We start from the raw sequence: 17,313 nt of genomic DNA, 5'->3' as shown, positions 1-17,313 counted from the left end.
GTCAGCCGCGCAGTTCCCGGGCGATCAGCTCCGCCAGGTGCAGGGCCCTTCGCCCGTCCGCGAGTTGGGCGATCTGGGTGCGGCAGCTGAAGCCGTCCGCCAGCACCACGGTGTCGGGGCCGGCCGCCCGGACCTCGGGGAGCAGCACCCGCTCGGCGATCGCCTCGGACACCTCGAAGTGGCCCTGCTCGAAGCCGAAGTTGCCCGCGAGTCCGCAGCAGCCGGAGTCCAGCACCCGGTTGTGCAGGCCGAGCCGGGCCTCGATCCGGCGGTCGGCGGCGCTGCCGAGTACCGCGTGCTGGTGGCAGTGGGTCTGGGTGACGGCGTCCAGCCGGACGCGGGGGAGCGGGGCGTCCGGGGCGTACTGGTCGATGAACTCGGCGAAGGTGCGGGTCCGTTCGGAGAGCGGGCGGCCGTCCTCGCCGAGCAGTCGGGGGAGGTCCTCGCGCAGGGTGGCGGTGCAGCTGGGGTCCAGGCCGACCACGGGGGTGTCGGCCTGGAGCCCGGCGGCCGCCAGTGCGCCCACGCTGCGTCGCAACACCCGTCGTGCCGTGTCGAGTTGGCCGGTGGAGTACCAGGTGAGGCCGCAGCACACCGGGCCCTCCGGCAGTCGGACGTCGAAGCCGAGGTGTTCCAGCACCTCGACGGCCGAGCGCGGCACGTTCGGCTGGAGGTGGTTCGAGAAGGTGTCCGGCCACAGCAGCACCGGCCGGGCGCCCGCCGGGGCCGGGTGCGTGGCCCGGCGGCGCTGGTACCAGCGGGTGAAGGTCTCGGGCGGGAAGACCGGCAGCACCCGCCGCCGGTCGATCCCGCCGAGCCGCTTGAGCAGGGGGCCGGCCGGCGAGCGGATCAGGGTGTTGGCCGCCGCGGGCGCCAGCGCGACCGCCCGCAGCCACAGCGGCAGCCAGCCCATCGAGTAGTGGGCGAGCGGGCGCGGCCGGTGCCGGTAGTGCTGGTACAGGAACTCGGTCTTGTAGGTCGCCATGTCGACGTGCACCGGGCAGTCGCTCGCGCAGCCCTTGCAGCTCAGGCAGAGGTCGAGCGCCTCCCGTACCTCGGCCGAGCGCCAGCCGTCCGGGATCGCTCCCCCAGCCGGGCGGCCGGGAGGTGCCTCCATGCCGCGCAGCATCTCGGCGAGCAGCCGGGCCCGGCCCCGGGTGGAGTGCCGTTCCTCGCCGGTGGCCATGTAGCTCGGGCACATCACCCCGGTGGTCGGGTCCACGCACTTGGCGACGCCCACGCAGCGGTGCACCGCCTTGGCGAGGCTGCCGCCGTCCTGCTCGTACGGCAGGGCCAGTGGCAGCGGGCGGCGCGGGGCGGTGACGAAGCGCAGGTCGGCGTCGAGCGGGCGCGGGTCGACCAGCACGCCCGGGTTGAGCAGCTGCTCCGGATCCCAGATCCGCTTGAACTCGCCGAACAGGGCGAGGACTTCGGGTGGGTACATGCGCGGCAGCAGTTCGCCGCGGGCCTGCCCGTCGCCGTGCTCGCCGGAGAGCGAACCGCCGTACGAGACCGCCAGATCGGCCGCCTGCTCCAGGAACGCCCGGAAGAGCGGGCGCCGTCGGGGGTCGTCCAGCGGGAAGTCGATCCGCAGGTGCACGCAGCCGTCGCCGAAGTGCCCGTACGGGACGCCGTGCAGGCCGTGTCGGCGCAGCAGGGCGCGCAGCCCGCGCAGGTAGTCGCCGAGCCGCTCGGGCGGGACGGCGGAGTCCTCCCAGCCGGGCCAGGCCTCGCCACCCCCGGGCAGCCGGGTGACGATCCCGGCGCCCGCCTCCCGGACGGCCCACAGCTGGCGCTGCTCGGCCGGGTCGGTGACCAGGGCGACGGTGGCCGAGCGCTCGCGGCGCACCGCGTCGGCGAGCCGACGGGCGGACTGGTAGGCCTCCAGCGCGGTGGCGCCGCCGGTCTCCAGGAACAGCCAGCACTCGCCCGCGGGCAGCCGGTTCAGGGCGGGCGGGCGCGGACCGGCGGCGAGCAGCGCGGCGACCAGGTCGGCGGCCATGCCCTCGGCGGTCAGCGGACCGTACGGCAGCAGCGCCGGGACGGCGTCGGCGGCGGCGCCCTCGTCGGGGTAGCCGGCCACCACCAGGGCGTGGGCCGCGGGGGCCTCGACCAGGCGGACGGTGGCGCCCAGCAGCAGCGCGCAGGTGCCCTCGGAGCCGGTCAGGGCCCGGGCGAGGTCGTGGCCGCGTTCGGGCAGCAGGGCGTCCAGCGGGTAGCCGGAGGTGCGGCGGGGCAGTCGCGGCATGCCCTGCCGGATGGTGGCGAGGTTGCGGTCGGTGAACTCCTGGAGCTGGGTGTGGAGTCGGCCGATCCGCCCGGGTTGTGCGCGCAGCGCCGCGCGCCCCTGGGGGTCGAGCGGCCCGCCGACGGTGAGCTCGGTGCCGTCGGCGAGCAGCAGCTCCAGCCGCTCCACGTTGTCGGAGGTGCGCCCCCAGGCGAGCGAGTGGGAGCCGCAGGAGTCGTTGCCGATCATTCCGCCGAGGGTGCAGCGGCTGTGGGTGGACGGGTCGGGGCCGAAGCGCAGCCCGTACGGCGCGGCGGCGCGCTGGAGGTCGTCCAGCACGGTGCCGGGCTGGACGCGCGCGGTGCGGGCCTCGGGGTCGACGGCCGGCACCGCGCCGAGGTGGCGGCGGAAGTCCAGCACCACCGCGCCCGGCCCGATCGCCTGCCCGCCGATGCTCGTCCCGGCCCCGCGCGCCACCACCGGCACGCCGTACTGCCGGCACAGCGCCAGCGCGGTGCGCACGTCGTCCGGGTCGGCGGGTTTGACCACGCCGAGCGGCAACTGCCGGTAGTTGGAGGCGTCGTGGCTGTACACCGTGCGCTCGGCGGCGCCGAACCGCACCTCCCCGCGCAGCACGGCGGCCAGCTCGCGGGCCAGTGCGGCCCCGGGAACGGCGGACGGACGGCTCACCGGGGACCTCCCGAACGGCTGCGGCAACGGCTCCGCCGATGATCGCAGCCGGGGCGTCGTCCGGAAGCCGGGCACGACGAGGGTTCCGCCGACGGGGTGTCATGCGGGACGCCCGGCAGCCGTGATCGACCGCTCCGCGTGATGCGGCTCCGCGGGTCCACCCTGCCGCTGTGGATGGAGGTGCTGGCGCCGCGCCGGCCGCCGAGGGCGGCACCGCGCACGCCCGCTGAGCTACTTGCGGCCGGTGAGGGTGCCGCGGGCGATGTGGGAGAGCTTGGCGACCTCGAAGGCCGGGTAGGCGCCGCCGGCCAGGAGGGAGAACTTGATGCCCTCGCGACCGGTGGGCTTGCGGTGGCCCGGGGGCAGGAAGCGGCGGTGGTGCTCGGCGGCGCGGTGGAAGAACTGGGGGCGCTCGGCGCGGGTGACGCAGCCGGCGAGGTCGAAGACGAACAGGTAGTGCCGGACCATCCGGACGAACAGGGCGTCGCGCACTGCGTAGAGGTGGGGCTGGTCCTCCAGCAGGGCGAAGCTGCGCTCGTACTGGTCGAAGAGGTCGAAGACGCTGCTGCCGGGGCCGCCGGCCGGGTGGACGGTCTCCCGGCGGCGCAGCTGGACGCACTCGCGCGGCAGGACGGCGGCCTTTCGGGCGCCGAGCAGGGCCGCGTGCGCGACCGGGATCTCCTCGTAGCGGCCGTCGGGGAAGGCGAGCCCGAGCTCCTCCCAGTGGCCGCGGCGGATCAGCCGGTCCCAGATCAGCGGCGGCGCGCCGAACAGTTCGGGCCGGTCGAAGGGGGCGAAGGGCTCGGGGCCGGCCTCGGCGAGCAGGGCCTCGGCGCCGCCCGGCCAGTCGCGGTCGTTGTGGCGGCGGGAGTGGCCGAACAGCAGGACGTCGACCGGGCCGGTCTGCTGGAGCCGGTCGGCGAGGGTCTGGAGGGCGTCCCGGGGGAGCAGGTGGTCGGCGTCCAGGAACAGCAGGTGCTCGCCGGTGGCCCGCGCCGCGCCCGCGTTGCGGCTCACCCCGACCCCGACGGCCGCGTTCAGGTGCAGGGCCGACACCCGCGGGTGTCGGGCCGCGTACGCGTCGGCGAGCTCGCCCGCGGTCTCGGGGGAGCGGTCGGCGACCACGATCACCTCGACGTTCGCCAGGGTCTGGGCGAGCAGCGAGTCCAGGCAGTCGGCGAGCTGTCCGTGCTGGTCGTAGGCGGGGAGCACGACGCTGATCAGGGGTGAGGGCATGACGCCGGAGCGTAAGAGGGCGGCGCGAACGGTGGCAAAGGGCTGACGGTGCGTAATTACGAACAATCACTGCCAAACCGTATGAGCGTACGCCATATCTTCACGCCGCCTTCCGGACGCGTCCACGCCAGACGGCGACGCCCCAGGCCCGCGACGCGGAGTGCGTCGCGGGCCTGGGGCGTATGCGCAGGGACGGCCGGGCCGGGGCCGGCGCCCTTAGTACCAGTGGTGGGTCTGCCAGAACGCCCAGGCGGCGCAGGGGCTGCCGTAGCGGGAGTTCATGTAGTCCAGGCCCCACTTGATCTGGGTGGCCGGGTTGGTCTTCCAGTCCGAACCGGCGGAGGCCATCTTGGAGCCCGGCAGCGCCTGGACCAGGCCGTAGGCGCCGGAGGAGGCGTTGACGGCCAGCGGGTTCCACGTGCTCTCGCGGGACACGATGTTGCTGAAGCACTGCAGCTGGCCGGCCGGCACGATCTGCGCGGCGATCTGCTGCGGGGTGCCGGAGGGGGCGGCGGGGAGGGCCTGGCGCTGCTGGGAGCGGGAGGCGGCGGCGTCGGCCTGGGCCTTGGCGTCCGCCTGGGCCTTCGCGTCGGCCTCGGCCTGCGCCTGGGCGGCGGCCTGGGCCTGGGCCTGCGCGGAGGCGTCCGCCTCGGCCTTCGCCTGGGCCGCCTGGGCGTCCTGGGCGTCCTGGGCGGCCTTCTGGGCAGCGGCAGCGGTGTCGGCCTGCACCTGGTCGGCCACCGGCTTGCCGTCCACCGTGACGGCGGCCGTGGGGGCGGCGGCCTCGGTGGAGGTCCCGGCCTGCGGGAGGGCGAGCGCGGCGGTGGCGGCGCTCGCGACCACGAGGGTGGCGATGCCGGTGATCAGGGAGTTGCGGCGGGCATGGCTGAGCTGCATGGAGCGGTCGATCCTTTTCCGTCGGGGGCCGTGCCGGGGGCGCCGGGCGCGGGGCATCGCACGGGCTCCGGGTGAGCGGGGCCCGCGCGGCCGTCCGGGACGGCCGTGGCGCCCCGGCGGAGAACGGCGGGGCGGGCGGGCTGCGCGCGGCGGACGGGGCCGGCCGGCGCTGCCTGGCGACGGGCCATTCTTGGCAGGGCCGGGGACGGGTGGCAAAGGCGCTCGCTACTACGCCGGGTAGTGGCCGAGGGGCGGGCGCGGCCGGACACGCCGATGGCTTTGGGGAGGTTTGTCCGGTTTTGGCGCCCGAGGGTCGCGGGCGGGCTGCGCCGACGGAAGCGGAGGCCGGGAGGCTCGATGGCCTGGGTTCTTCAGGCCGGCCCGGGCGGCGGGGTGGGCGTCCGGCGGGCCGCGGGCGGTGCTCGATGCCGGGCGCGCCGACCGTGACAACTATCCAGGGCCGTAGATGCGAAACCCCCTGTGGGCGGGCTCACACGGGGGTGGCACCGACATCGACGCAGTGTGACCGGCTGATGGCGGCCCGACGGCGGCTCGGGAGCCGGCCCGGCCCCGGCCCGGATGCCGGGCCGGGGCCGGGTGCGAACGGCACCGGGCCCGGGAGCCTCCGCAACGGCTCCCGGGCCCGGCGTTCAAGCGCGGCGCGGACGGGTCAGGAGCCCGCCGCCACCGCGGCCCGCCGCCGTCGGCCCACCACGGCCGAGGCGCCGAGCACGATCGCCGCGGCGACCAGCGACAGGTACATCTGCTTGCGGCCGTCGGCGTCGGTGAACATGTAGACCATCACGAAGCTGATCATGCCGATGGCGACCCAGGTCAGGTACGGGTACAGCCACATCCGGACGGTGTGCCGCTCGGGCATCTCGCGCTCGATGATCTTCCGCATCCGCAGCTGGGTGGCGCAGATGACCAGCCAGACGAACAGCGCGATCGCTCCCGAGGAGTTCAGCAGGAAGGAGAACACGGTCTTCGGCGAGGTGTAGTTGAAGAAGACCGCGATGAAGCCGAAGACCACCGAGGAGAGGATGGCCACCATCGGCACGCCGCGCTTGTTCACGGTCGCGAAGGCCTTCGGGGCGTCGCCGCGCTGGCCGAGCGAGAAGGCCATCCGGGAGGCGGTGTACATCCCGGAGTTGAGGCAGGAGAGCACCGCCGTCAGCACGATCACGTCCATCACCTGGCCCGCGTGCGAGATGCCCACGTGGTCCAGCACCGCCACGTACGGGCTGTCCTTGATCGCGGCGGAGTCCCAGGGCAGCAGGGTCACCACGAGCAGGATCGAGCCCAGGTAGAAGATCCCGATGCGCCAGATCACGCTGTTGGTGGCCTTGCTGACCGCCTTCTCCGGGTCCTCCGACTCGCCGGCCGCCAGGGTGACGATCTCGCTGCCCATGAAGGCGAAGACGACGGTGAGCATGCCGGTGAACACCGCACCCACACCGTGCGGCAGGAAGCCGCCGTGGCCGGTCAGGTTGCTGGTGCCGACCGCGTGGGTGCCCGGCAGCACGCCGAAGGCGGCGAGCGTGCCGATCACCAGGAACGCGGCGATCGCGACCACCTTGATCCCGGCGAACCAGAACTCGAACTCGCCGTAGGAGGCGACCGAGAACAGGTTGGTGGAGGTCAGCACGGCCATCACGATCAGTGCCCAGCCCCACTGGGGCACGCCCGGCACCCACTGGTTGAGGATCTTGGCGCCGGCGGTCGCCTCGACCGCGAGCACCACGACCCAGAAGAACCAGTACAGCCAGCCGATGGTGAACCCGGCCCAGCGGCCCAGCGCGCGGTCCGCGTACGCCGAGAACGAGCCGCTCTGCGGGTCGGCCGCCGCCATCTCGCCGAGCATCCGCATCACCAGCACCACCAGCACGCCGGCCAGGGTGTAGGAGAGCAGGATGCCGGGGCCGGTGGTGGCGATGCCCGCACCGGAGCCGACGAACAGGCCGGCGCCGATCACGCCGCCGATCGCGATCATCGACAGGTGCCGGTTCTTGAGCCCGGCCTTCAGGTGGCCGTCGCCGCCGTGTCCGACCGGGCCCAGCTGGTGGGGGACCTGGGTGGTGTCCGCCGCCTGCTTGGTGGTGTCCGCACTCATGGAGGGTGTCCTCTGCTCTTTCCAGCGCGGCATGACCCTCGGCTCGTCGCGCCGGAGGGTGGGGGACAGACCCGCGCATTGCGGTGCAACCTACTTTCTACGCCCGGGTATCGGAACAGCTGTTTGATAACTGTTCGCTTACCGAACACAAAAGGCCAGGTCAGAGCGGGTGGAAAAGTGGCGGGAAAGCCTCAAATCTGACTCATCGTCACCCTGGCGGGAACCCGCCAGGCGCCGCGGCGGCCCGGATCCCCCGCTGGGAGCCGGCGACCCCGGGCCCGGCGAAGCGCGCTGTGGCCGATCCGGCGGAACGCGCGCACAGTGGGAACCATGCAGACCACCTGGAAGGGGACGATCAGCTTCGGGCTGGTCAGCATCCCCGTCCACCTCTACTCCGCGACCCAGGAGCACGACGTCCCGCTGCACCAGGTGCACGCCAAGGACGGCGGCCGGGTGCGGATGAAGCGGTACTGCGAGCAGGAGGAGAAGGAAGTCCCGTACGCGGAGATCGCCAAGGGCTACGAGTCGCCCGACGGCCGCACGGTCACGCTCAGCGACGAGGACCTCGCCGACCTGCCGCTGCCCAGCAAGAAGATCATCGACGTGCTGGCCTTCGTGGACGCGACCGAGATCGACCCGCTGATGTTCTCCAAGGCCTACTACGTGGGCGTCGCCGACAAGGCGGCCGCCAAGCCGTACGCCCTGCTGCGCGACGCGCTGACAGAGTCCGGGCAGATCGCCGTCACCAAGATCGCGCTGCGCACCCGGGAGTCTCCCGCGGTGCTGCGGGTGCACGCCGGGACGCTCGTCCTGCAGACCTGCATCTGGCCCGACGAGGTCCGCCCGGCGGCCGGCATCGCGCCCGAGGAGGACGTCACGGTGCGGCCGCAGGAGCTCAAGATGGCGCGCTCGCTGATGGACACCCTCTCCGAGGACTTCGACCTCTCCCAGTTGCACGACGACTACCAGCAGGCGCTCCAGCAGGTGATCACCGCCCGGCTGGAGGGCGTCGAGCTGCCGCACGAGGAGGAGCCCGGAGAGGCGCCGGACAACGTGATCGACCTGATGGAGGCGCTGCGCAGCAGCCTCAAGCAGGCCAAGGGCGGGCGCGCGCCGGCCGCCGAGGCGCCGCGGGAGGACGAGAAGCCCGCACCGCGCAAGCGCGCCGCGGCGAAGAAGACCACGACGGCCACGGCCGGGGCCGCGAAGAAGGCCGCCCCGGCGAAGAAGGCCTCCACCCGTAAGTCCACGGCTCCGCGCAAGGCCTCCTGACCGCGCGGACCGGGAAGTCCCCTCCCCCCGACCACCGGAGGCGGTCCCGATGGACCTGCTCACCTACAAGGAACTCGACACCGGCCCCGACGCCCCGCGGAACCCGAGCCTGGGCTACCGGGCCTGGCACTGGCTGCTCAGCCTCAGCCCCACCGTCGTGACCTTCATGGTCGCGCTCTCGATCGGTCTGCTCATGGTCGAGGTCCAGACCGAGTGGGATCCGATGATCGGGCTGATGGCCTTCTTCTGGTTCCTGACCTTCATCGCGCTGGTCGGCGTGGTCGCCCGCTGGGCGACGCCCGGCCGGGGCAGGCACCGGACAACGGCCTCCTGACCCGACCGGGGGGCAGGCGTCCGGGAGGGCTCAGCCGATCCACACCGTGGTGACGTTGCAGAACTCCCGGATGCCGTGCCCGGACAGCTCCCGCCCGAAGCCCGAGCGCTTGACCCCGCCGAAGGGCAGCGCCGGGTGGGAGGCGGTCATGCCGTTGAAGAACACCCCGCCGGCCTGGATGTCGCGGACGAAGCGCTCCTGCTCGTCCTGGTCGGTGGTCCAGACGTTGGAGCTGAGCCCGAACGGGGTGTCGTTGGCGAGCGCCACCGCCTCGTCCAGGTCGGCGACCCGGTAGACGGTGGCGACCGGGCCGAAGGTCTCCTCCTGGTGGATCCGCATCGCCGGGGTGACGCCGGTCAGGACGGTCGGCTCGTAGAACCAGCCGGTGTCCCAGCCCATCGGGCGGTTGCCGCCGCACTCGACCCGGGCGCCGTGGGTGCGGGCGTCCTCGACCAGCTCCTCCAGGTCGTCCCGGCCCTGGCGGCTGGCCAGCGGGCCGACGTCGGTGGCCTCGTCCATCGGGTCACCGATCCGCAGCGCGCGCATCGCCTCGGTGAAGGCGGCGGTGAAGCGGTCGTAGACGTCGGTGTGCACGATGAAGCGCTTGGCGGCGATGCAGGACTGGCCGTTGTTCTGCACCCGGGCCCGGACGGCGGTGCCCACCGCGGCGTCCAGGTCGGCGCTCGGCAGCACCACGTACGGGTCGCTGCCGCCCAGTTCCAGCACCGCCTTCTTCACCTCGTCCGCGGCGGCGGCCGCGACCGCCCGCCCGGCCGGCTCGCTCCCGGTGAGGGTGACGGCGGCGACCCGGCGGTCCCGGACCACGCCCTCGACCGCGCCCGAGCCGATCAGCAGGGTCTGGAAGCAGCCCTCGGGGAAGCCGGCCCGCCGGAACAGCTCCTCGATCGCGAGCGCGGTGCGCGGCACGTTGGAGGCGTGCTTGAGCAGGCCCACGTTGCCCGCCATCAGGGCCGGGGCGGCGAAGCGGATCACCTGCCAGAACGGGAAGTTCCACGGCATCACGGCGAGCACCGGGCCGAGCGGGCGGTAGCGGACGTACGCGCGGGCGGCCCCGCTGTCGGCCACGTCGGCCGGGGCCGGGTGCTCGTCGGCGAGCAGCGCCTCGGCGTGGTCGGCGTACCAGCGCATCGCCTTGGCGCACTTGGCGGCCTCGGCCCGGGCGGCGGCGAGCGGCTTGCCCATCTCCGCGGTCATGGTGCGGGCCAGCGGCTCCTGGTCCCGGTCCAGCAGGTCGGCGGCGCGGTGCATCAGTTCGGCGCGGGCGGCGAAGGGGGTGCTGCGGTAGCCGTGGAAGGCGGCCTCGGCGCGGGCCAGCCGCCGCTCGACGCCGGCCGCGTCGAGCGGTTCGAAGGTCTGGATGATCTCGCCGGTCGCGGGGTTGACGCTGGCGATGGGCATGAGGGGCTCCCAGTGGCGGGTGAGGGTCCGGTGCGTCTGCGCCCTCACACCCTCCCCGACGGCCCGCCCCCGGGCGCGCCACCGCTGCCCGGCGTGTCCCGCCGGGCAACGGTGCCGGCCCTCACTCCGGCAGCGACTCCACCCGGGCCGCCGCCTCCCGGGCCCGGGCGCCGGCCCTGGTCCGGGCGGCGGTCACCTGCCGGTGGGGGAAGCGGTGCAGGTACTCGGCCTCCAGCTCCCCGGTGCGCAGCGTGTGCCGATTCAGCGCCTCCTCCGAGCCGTACAGGAAGGTCTCGTGGCGGGTGCGGTGCAGCTGCTCCAGCTCGTGCAGCAGGACGTCGTTGCCCAGGGCGTGCGGGGAGACGCCCCCGGGCCGGACGTGCGGGTCGTTGGCGTGCCGCATCTCGTACCTCCTCGGCGCGGGCCCCTCCTCCAGTGTCGGGTGCCCGGCGCCGGCGCACCCGTTCGCAGTGCACAAGGGGTGTTGTGAAAGAGCTGTCGTACAAGAGCTCTCGTAGGTATTCTCCGGGCATGGACGACACCACGGACCAACCGCGCGGCGCCCGGGAGATCCAGGACTCCCGGGTGCTCGCCGCCCTCACCCATCCGCTGCGCCGCCGGCTGATCGACCTGCTCAAGGTCGACGGCCCGGCCACCGTCGGGAAGCTGGCCGAGCGCACGGGGCAGGCGGTCGGCAACGTCAGCCACCACCTGAAGGTGCTGGCCGAGAGCGGACTGATCGAGGAGGCGCCCGAGTTCGCCCGGGACCGGCGGGAGCGGTGGTGGCGGCTGGCCGACCGCGAACTCAGCTGGACCAGGGCCGACTTCGACGGCGACCCGGTCGCCGAGGCGGTCGCCGACGCGGCCGGATCGATCCTGCTGGAACGCCAGGCCGAGCTGGTCCGCGAATGGGCGGTGCGGCGCGGCGGCTATCGGCCCGACTGGCGGGACGGCTGCTCGGTGGCCACCCAGGCCTGGCTGCGGCTCACCCCGGAAGAGGCCCGGGAACTGGCGGCCGACCTGCACGAGGTGATCCAGAAGTGGGCGCAGCGCCCAGTGCCCCAGGACGGGCAGCAGCGCGAAACCGTCCTGGCCTTCGCCCACAGCGTCCCGGCCAGGCCGTGACCGCCACCCTCGCGCCGTCGCCCGCGGGACCTGAACTCCGCTCCCGCTGGGGCCTGTTCGCCCAGCACGACTTTCGGCTGCTGTGGGCCGGCCAGACCGTCAGCCGGCTGGGCAGCAGCGTCACCACCGTCGCGCTGCCCATGGTCGCGGTGCTCACCCTGGACGCCGGACCGCTCGCCACCGGCCTGCTGACCAGCGCGGTCTGGCTGCCGTGGCTGCTGTTCGGCCTGCCCGCCGGGGTGTGGGTCGGCCGGGCGCCCCGGCGGGCCGTGATGATCGGCTGCAACCTCGGCTCCGCCGCGCTGTTCGCGAGCGTGCCGGTGGCGGGCTGGTTCGGCGTGCTCACCCTGGCGCAGCTGCTGGCCGTGGCCTTCCTCAGCGGGGTCTCGGCGGTGTTCTTCGGCGCCGCCGAACAGGCCTACCTGCCCGAACTGGTGGCGCCGGAGGACCTGATCGAGGGCAACGCCAAACTGGAGGGCAGCGGCTCGGCGGCCGAGGTCGCCGGGCGGGGGCTCGCCGGGCTGACCGTCCAACTGCTGGGCGCGGCAGCCGGACTGCTCATCGACGCGGTGAGCTTCCTGGTCGCGGCCGCCGCCCTGCTGCGGATCCGCGCCCGGCCGGAGCCGGTGGCCCCCGAGCGGGCGGGCCTGCTCGGACAGGTCCGCGAGGGGCTGTCCTTCCTGCTGCGCGACCCCTACCTGCGGGCCTTCCTGTGCTTCGGCGCGGCCGCGAACTTCGCGCTCATGGGCTACCAGTCGATCCTGGTGCTGTTCCTGGTCAGGGAGGCCCGGATCGCCCCCGGCTGGGTCGGCGCCCTCGCCTCCGCCGCCGCGGTCGGCGGCGTGCTCGGCGCGCTCGCGGCCCGACCGCTGTGCCGCCGGCTGGGGACGGCCCGCGCGGTACGGATCGTCCTGCTCACCGCGGTACCGCTCGGGCTGCTGATGCCGCTGGCCGCCCCGGGCTACCGGACGGCGCTGTACGTGCTCGGCGCACTCGGTGTCGTCGCGGCGGTGGTGCTCTGCAACGTGGTGCTCGGCAGCTTCCGGCAGTCCTACACCCCGCCCGCGCTGCTCACCCGGGTCGCGGCCGGCTCGATGTTCGCCGTGCACGCCACCATCCCGCTCGGCGCCCTGACCGGCGGCGCGCTGGGCGCGGCGATCGGACTGCGGCCCACCATGTGGGTGATGACCGCTCTGCTGGTGGCGGCCGGGACGCTGCCGCTGTTCTCGCCGCTGCGCCGCCTGCGGGAACTGCCCACGGCGCCCCCGCAGATCGGGGAGATCGTAGGATGAATTTCTCCGCATTGTGAGGTCCGCCCCGGTGCACCCCCGGTCCACCCCCGACAGCTCGGACAGATCGCCCATGCCGCTTCCCAAGGCCGAACTCCACCTGCACATCGAAGGCACCCTCGAACCCGAACTCGCCTTCGCCCTCGCCGCCCGCAACTCCGTCGCGCTGCCGTACGCCGACACCGAGGCACTGCGCAAGGCGTACTCCTTCAGCGACCTGCAGTCCTTCCTCGACCTCTACTACGCGCTGATGGCCGTGCTGCGCACCGAGCAGGACTTCGCCGACCTCGCGGACGCCTACCTGGCCCGGGCCGCCGAACAGGGCGTGCGGCACGCGGAGATCTTCTTCGACCCCCAGGCGCACACCGCGCGCGGCGTGCCGCTCGGCGTGGTGGTGGACGGGCTGACCCGGGCGCTGTCCCGCAGCGAGGAGCGGTACGGCATCAGCACCCAGCTGATCATGTGCTTCCTGCGCGACGAGTCCGCCGAGTCCGCGCTGGACACCTTCGAGGCCGCCCGCCCGTACTTCGACCGGATCGCCGGCATCGGCCTGGACTCCGCCGAGGTCGGCAACCCGCCGGCGAAGTTCCGCGAGGTCTACCGCCGCGCCGCCGAGGCCGGGCTGCGCCGGGTCGCCCACGCGGGCGAGGAGGGCCCCGCCTCGTACGTCACCGAGGCGCTGGACGTCCTCGGCGTCGAGCGGATCGACCACGGGCTGCGCTGCCTGGAGGACGGCGAACTCGTCGCCCGGCTGGTCCGCGAGCAGATCCCGCTCACCCTCTGCCCGCTCTCCAACGTCCGGCTGCGCTGCATCGACACCCTCGCCGACCACCCGCTGCGCGAGATGCTGGACGCTGGCCTGCTGGTCACCGTCAACTCCGACGACCCGGCCTACTTCGGCGGCTACGTCGAGGACAACTTCCGCGCCGTCCGACAGGCCCTGGCCCTCGACCAGGAGACCCTGCGCCGACTGGCCGCCAACTCCTTCCGGGCCTCCTTCATCGACGACCGGCGCCGGGCCGAACTCCTGGCCGAGGTCGAGCGGTTCACCTTCGAACCGGTCGAGGGCTGACGGCCCGCCGCCGCCCGCTAGCCGAGCGGTGACGGCCCGCTGCGGGCGTAGTGCAGCAGGGTGACGCCGCTGGTGAAGCGGTGGGTCTCCAGCAGGGTGAGCGGGAGGGGGTGCTCGGCGGGGCGGAACAGCAGGGTGCCCCGGCCGAGGACGACGGGCTGGACGTAGATCCGGAACTCGTCGATCAGGTCCTGGGCCAGGAAGGCCTGGGCCAGCTCGGCGCCGCCGAGGCAGAGGTCCCCCTCGGGGCGGGCGGCGAGGGCCGCGACCGTCTCGGGGGTGACCTCGCGGACGACGGTGGTGTTCCAGTCGGCGTGGTCGAGGGTGCGGGAGAAGACGGTCTTCGGCATCGCGCGCCAGATGCCCGCGAACTCCTTCATCGGGCCGTCGACGGCCGGGTCCTGGTCGGCGGTGGGCCAGACCGAGGCCATCAGTTCGTGGGTGCGCCGGCCGGACACGAAACCACCCATGCGGGCGAGGACCCGGTTGAAATGGGTGTGCAGCTCGTCGTCGACGTGCTGCCAGCCGAGGTCGTGGCCCGGGCCCTCGAAGTAGCCGTCCAGGGACACGTTCATGAAGAGGACGATCCTGCGGCGCATCGGCGACCTCACGGAGGGGAGGGTCCGCCGCCCCGGCCGTGGCGCGGCGGGGGCGGCGGACGGGGATCAGAGCAGGGTGCTCCAGTAGTACCAGAACCGGTTGAGCACCAGCAGCGCGATCACCGCGTACCAGAGCGCCGGGACGACCCAGTGGTAGCGCGCGGCCTCCCGCACCACCGTCCGCGCGCGCGGCCCGACCGGGATCACGCCGGAGCGCAGATTGCGCAGGGTGGTGTACCAGAACAGCGGGATCATCGCGGCCCACACCACCATGCAGTACGGGCACAGCGCGCCGATCCGGTACAGCGCCTGGTACATCAGCCAGGTCACGAAGCCGACCCCGAAGACCGTCCCGGCCTGCAGCCCGAGCCAGAACCAGCGCCGGTACGCCGCCCCGGCGAGCAGCCCGGCGCCGATCGCGATCACCACCCCGAAACCGACCAGGCCGATCAGCGAGTTGGGGCAGCCGAAGGCCTCCGCCTGCTCGCTGCGCATGATCGAGCCGCAGCTGATGATCGGATTGATGTTGCAGCTCGGGACGTACGACGGGTCCTTCAGCAGCCGGATCTTGTCCAGGGTCAGGACCGTCGAGGCGAACAGGCCGACCGCGCCGCCGATCAGCAGCAGCCAGGCGAACGGGCGGCTCGCGCCGAAGGTCCGCGCGGCGGGGGCGGGCGCCGTCACCCGGTCACCTGCTTGACCATCGCGGTGAACTGCTCGGGCGAGGCGGCCTTGCCGTTGGTCAGCACGTCCAGCTTCTTGCCGTCGAGCTTGACGGTCGGGGTGCCGGTGACGTCGCTGTTGTTGAACTCCTCGTTCACCTTGGCCGCCCACGGCGCGTAGCTGCCGTCCTGGACGGCCTTGACGAAGGCGTCCGTCTTCAGACCGGGCACCTGGCCGGCCAGGTCCAGCAGGTGGTTCACGTCGCCGAAGGCGTCGCTGCGCTCGTCCGGCTGGTTGGCGTACAGCACGTCGTGGAAGGCCTTGAACTTGTCCGCGCCCTCGTTCAGCGCGGCCCCGGCGGCGGCCAGCGCGGTGCGCGAGCCCTTGCCGCCCAGGTTCTTGTCCAGGAACGTCGCCAGGTGGTACTCGATCTTGTACGTGCCGTTGTCGGCGAGCTGCTGGATGGTCGTGCCGGTGGTGGTCTCCAACTGCTCGCAGAACGGGCAGCGGAAGTCCTCGTAGATCTCCAGGGTGTGCGGCGCGTCGGCCTTGCCGTAGGTGATCACCGTGCCGTTGGTGCCGCCCGCGTTGGCGGGGACGACCAGCGGGCCGTTCGCGGCCGTGTCCGAGGAGGAGCCGGAGGGGCCGCCGACGGCGAAGGCGACACCCGCCGCGAGGGCGAGTACGGCGGCGGAGGCGGCGCCGACCACCACCCGGCGGCGGATCCGGTCGGAGCGCTCGGCCTGGGCGCGGGCCTCGCGCATGCGGTCGGTGGCGTTGGTCTTCTGGTGCGTCTTACGGGTGTTGCTCATGGGGTGTCGTCCTGTGCTCTCTGGCGTGCGGGGGCGCGCGGGCGCTGGCGCGGGGGCGCCGGGGCGGGGGCGCTGGGGCGCGGTGAGGGGCGAGAGGGCCGACTGAGGGGGGACTTGCCTGGAGTCGCTCAGACGGCCAGGGCGAACACCGGCGGACCACGCCGGACGGCCGGACGCACCACCACGTCCTCGGCCGGGACCAGTGCGCGGCTGGCCCGGGGGAACGGCACCCGGACCACCGGGCGGGCCGGGACGGGCGCGGCCAGCAGCCGCAGCCAGCGGGCGGCGGCCGGCAGGTGCCGGTGCAGGAACTCGCCCAGCATCCGGACCGCCCGGGCGAGACCGGCCAGCGCGGCGTCCGCGCGGCGCAGCCAGAACGCCCCGGCCAGCGCGATCACCGTGTGCAGCAGCAGGAGCAGCAGGACGCCGGCCTGCTGGGACACACCGTGACCGAGCAGGAAGCCGCCGAGCGAGCCGCCACCGCACAGCAGCGGCCGGAGACCGTGCCCGGCCTCGGGCGGCAGGGACGGACAGGAGCGCTGCGCCAGGTCGAACAGGGCGCTGACGCCCAACTGGAGCGGCAGGAACGCCGCGGCGATCGCCAGGTAGCCGCGTTCGCGGCCGGCCAGGGCGAGGGCGAGCGCGAAGACGCCGAGTGCGGCCAGGCCCATCGTCCCGACCGGGAGCGTCCGGCCGGTGACCAGCACCTGGCCGAGGCCGGCGAGCAGCACGACCAGCGCGGCGAAGACCGCCGCGCGGAGCGTCCTGGTGACCGGGCCGATGTCCATGGCATCCGAGTCTGCCACAGGTTGAAAGTGGAACGGCCTGGTCGGTGGCGGGCTGTGAACAGCCTCACCACCTGTGCTGAGCTGGGCTTATGTGGTTCTTATGGATGGTCGGGAGGGGTGGTCGGGTGGCTGTCGACTGGATGGTCGGGAGGGGTGGTCGGGTGGTCGTCGGCGGCGGTCACCCGGGCCTCCACCAGCTCCCGGAAGTGCTCCAGGTCCCCGCGCACCGCCCGCTCGATCGCCCCGGCCTGGGCGAAGCCGCGCGGCCCGCCGAACTCCCGGTGCACCGCCTCCGGGTCGTACTCCACCCGGATCTGCAGCCGGGTGTGCCGGGGGTCGAGCGGCAGTAGGGCGAACGCGCCGCTCAGGTGGACGGAGTCCAGGGTCCGCCAGGCCATCACCCGGCCCCGGCCGCGGTCGGTGATCTCGGTGTCCACCGACCGCTCCGCCCCGCTGACCTGCAGTGCGAGGTGGGCGAGGTTGCGGCCGTGGGGGTGGGCGGTGCGGACTCCGTCGACGAACTGCGGGTACTCGTGCACCCGGTGCAGTTGCTCCCAGGCGGCGAGGACGGGGGCGGCGATGTCGATCTGTTCCTCAAGGGTGGTCATGGCGCCTCCTTCGGACCAGCCTGCGCTTCTGGGGGGTGGGGGGCAAAGGGGGGTGCTGTTTTCGGTGGGCTCTCGGGAGGGTGGGTGGGTGCCGGGGGGGGGGGGGGGGGGGGGGGGGGGGGGGGGGGGGGGGTGGGGGGGGGGGGGGGGGTGGGGGGGGGGGGGGTGG

16 protein-coding genes are annotated in these 17,313 nt (G+C 73.7%); 5 read left to right on the top strand and 11 right to left on the bottom strand.

The window, feature by feature from the left end:
- Nucleotide 1: 1 nt before the first annotated feature.
- The 4 genes from ACZ3YL_RS29865 to ACZ3YL_RS29850 all read right to left on the bottom strand — a co-directional run bounded on the left by ACZ3YL_RS29865 (nt 2) and on the right by ACZ3YL_RS29850 (nt 7,163).
- On the bottom strand, nt 2–2,917 hold the full coding sequence (locus tag ACZ3YL_RS29865; RefSeq protein ID WP_465660447.1) for an FAD-binding and (Fe-S)-binding domain-containing protein: 2,916 nt from the start codon (nt 2,915–2,917) through the stop codon (nt 2–4).
- 231 nt (nt 2,918–3,148) lie between these two features.
- Nucleotides 3,149–4,153, bottom strand: coding sequence for a glycosyltransferase family 2 protein (locus ACZ3YL_RS29860; RefSeq protein ID WP_188306265.1), 1,005 nt, complete (start codon nt 4,151–4,153; stop codon nt 3,149–3,151).
- A 216-nt stretch (nt 4,154–4,369) separates the two neighbouring features.
- A complete protein-coding gene (locus ACZ3YL_RS29855) occupies nt 4,370–5,050 on the bottom strand; it encodes an aggregation-promoting factor C-terminal-like domain-containing protein (RefSeq protein WP_465660446.1) in 681 nt (226 codons plus the stop codon).
- Between the two features lie 670 nt (nt 5,051–5,720).
- Nucleotides 5,721–7,163, bottom strand: a complete 1,443-nt coding sequence (locus ACZ3YL_RS29850; RefSeq protein WP_188309053.1) for an amino acid permease — start codon at nt 7,161–7,163, stop codon at nt 5,721–5,723.
- Nucleotides 7,164–7,493: 330 nt separating this feature from the next.
- On the opposite strand from ACZ3YL_RS29850, the gene ku reads away from it, so the two are divergent.
- Together ku and ACZ3YL_RS29840 are read left to right on the top strand one after the other, a co-directional pair.
- Nucleotides 7,494–8,435 (top strand): non-homologous end joining protein Ku, encoded by a 942-nt coding sequence (ku, locus tag ACZ3YL_RS29845; RefSeq protein ID WP_465660445.1) that lies wholly within the window; start codon nt 7,494–7,496, stop codon nt 8,433–8,435.
- Between the two features lie 49 nt (nt 8,436–8,484).
- Nucleotides 8,485–8,769, top strand: a complete 285-nt coding sequence (locus ACZ3YL_RS29840) for a hypothetical protein (protein WP_188309051.1) — start codon at nt 8,485–8,487, stop codon at nt 8,767–8,769.
- A 30-nt stretch (nt 8,770–8,799) separates the two neighbouring features.
- Here ACZ3YL_RS29840 and ACZ3YL_RS29835 read toward each other — a convergent pair whose 3' ends face one another.
- Both ACZ3YL_RS29835 and ACZ3YL_RS29830 read right to left on the bottom strand, forming a co-directional pair.
- Nucleotides 8,800–10,188, bottom strand: a complete 1,389-nt coding sequence (locus tag ACZ3YL_RS29835) for an NADP-dependent succinic semialdehyde dehydrogenase (RefSeq protein ID WP_465660444.1) — start codon at nt 10,186–10,188, stop codon at nt 8,800–8,802.
- A 121-nt stretch (nt 10,189–10,309) separates the two neighbouring features.
- Nucleotides 10,310–10,591, bottom strand: coding sequence for a DUF6158 family protein (locus ACZ3YL_RS29830; protein WP_188309049.1), 282 nt, complete (start codon nt 10,589–10,591; stop codon nt 10,310–10,312).
- A 128-nt stretch (nt 10,592–10,719) separates the two neighbouring features.
- On the opposite strand from ACZ3YL_RS29830, the gene ACZ3YL_RS29825 reads away from it, so the two are divergent.
- From ACZ3YL_RS29825 to ACZ3YL_RS29815, 3 genes are all read left to right on the top strand, one after another.
- Entirely contained in the window at nt 10,720–11,313 is a 594-nt protein-coding gene (locus ACZ3YL_RS29825) for an ArsR/SmtB family transcription factor (protein ID WP_188309048.1), read from the top strand.
- A complete protein-coding gene (locus ACZ3YL_RS29820; RefSeq protein WP_465660443.1) occupies nt 11,310–12,605 on the top strand; it encodes an MFS transporter in 1,296 nt (431 codons plus the stop codon). The genes ACZ3YL_RS29825 and ACZ3YL_RS29820 overlap by 4 nt, the downstream gene beginning before the upstream one ends.
- A 70-nt stretch (nt 12,606–12,675) precedes the next feature.
- The gene (locus tag ACZ3YL_RS29815) at nt 12,676–13,674 is read left to right on the top strand and encodes an adenosine deaminase (RefSeq protein WP_188309046.1); all 999 of its coding nucleotides are present in this window, start codon (nt 12,676–12,678) and stop codon (nt 13,672–13,674) included.
- A 17-nt stretch (nt 13,675–13,691) separates the two neighbouring features.
- Here the strand turns inward: ACZ3YL_RS29815 and ACZ3YL_RS29810 are convergent, their stop codons facing one another.
- The 5 genes from ACZ3YL_RS29810 to ACZ3YL_RS29790 form a co-directional block, all read right to left on the bottom strand.
- Entirely contained in the window at nt 13,692–14,249 is a 558-nt protein-coding gene (locus tag ACZ3YL_RS29810; protein ID WP_465660442.1) for a dihydrofolate reductase family protein, read from the bottom strand.
- Between the two features lie 90 nt (nt 14,250–14,339).
- Nucleotides 14,340–14,957 (bottom strand): vitamin K epoxide reductase family protein, encoded by a 618-nt coding sequence (locus tag ACZ3YL_RS29805; RefSeq protein ID WP_465660441.1) that lies wholly within the window; start codon nt 14,955–14,957, stop codon nt 14,340–14,342.
- Entirely contained in the window at nt 14,954–15,748 is a 795-nt protein-coding gene (locus tag ACZ3YL_RS29800; RefSeq protein ID WP_188309044.1) for a DsbA family protein, read from the bottom strand. Before ACZ3YL_RS29800 ends, ACZ3YL_RS29805 begins: the two co-directional genes overlap by 4 nt.
- Nucleotides 15,749–15,876: 128 nt before the next feature.
- Nucleotides 15,877–16,536 carry a hypothetical protein gene (locus ACZ3YL_RS29795; protein WP_465660440.1) on the bottom strand — a complete coding sequence of 220 codons (660 nt, stop codon included), beginning with the start codon at nt 16,534–16,536 and terminating at the stop codon, nt 15,877–15,879.
- Nucleotides 16,537–16,634: 98 nt separating this feature from the next.
- Nucleotides 16,635–17,144, bottom strand: coding sequence for an SRPBCC family protein (locus ACZ3YL_RS29790; RefSeq protein ID WP_188309042.1), 510 nt, complete (start codon nt 17,142–17,144; stop codon nt 16,635–16,637).
- Between the last annotated feature and the right edge of the window lie 169 nt (nt 17,145–17,313).

This window comes from Kitasatospora sp. NPDC023176 (assembly GCF_055560495.1).
Note: the sequence above shows the minus strand (reverse complement) of the source record. Positions and strands in the feature narration are given on the sequence as shown.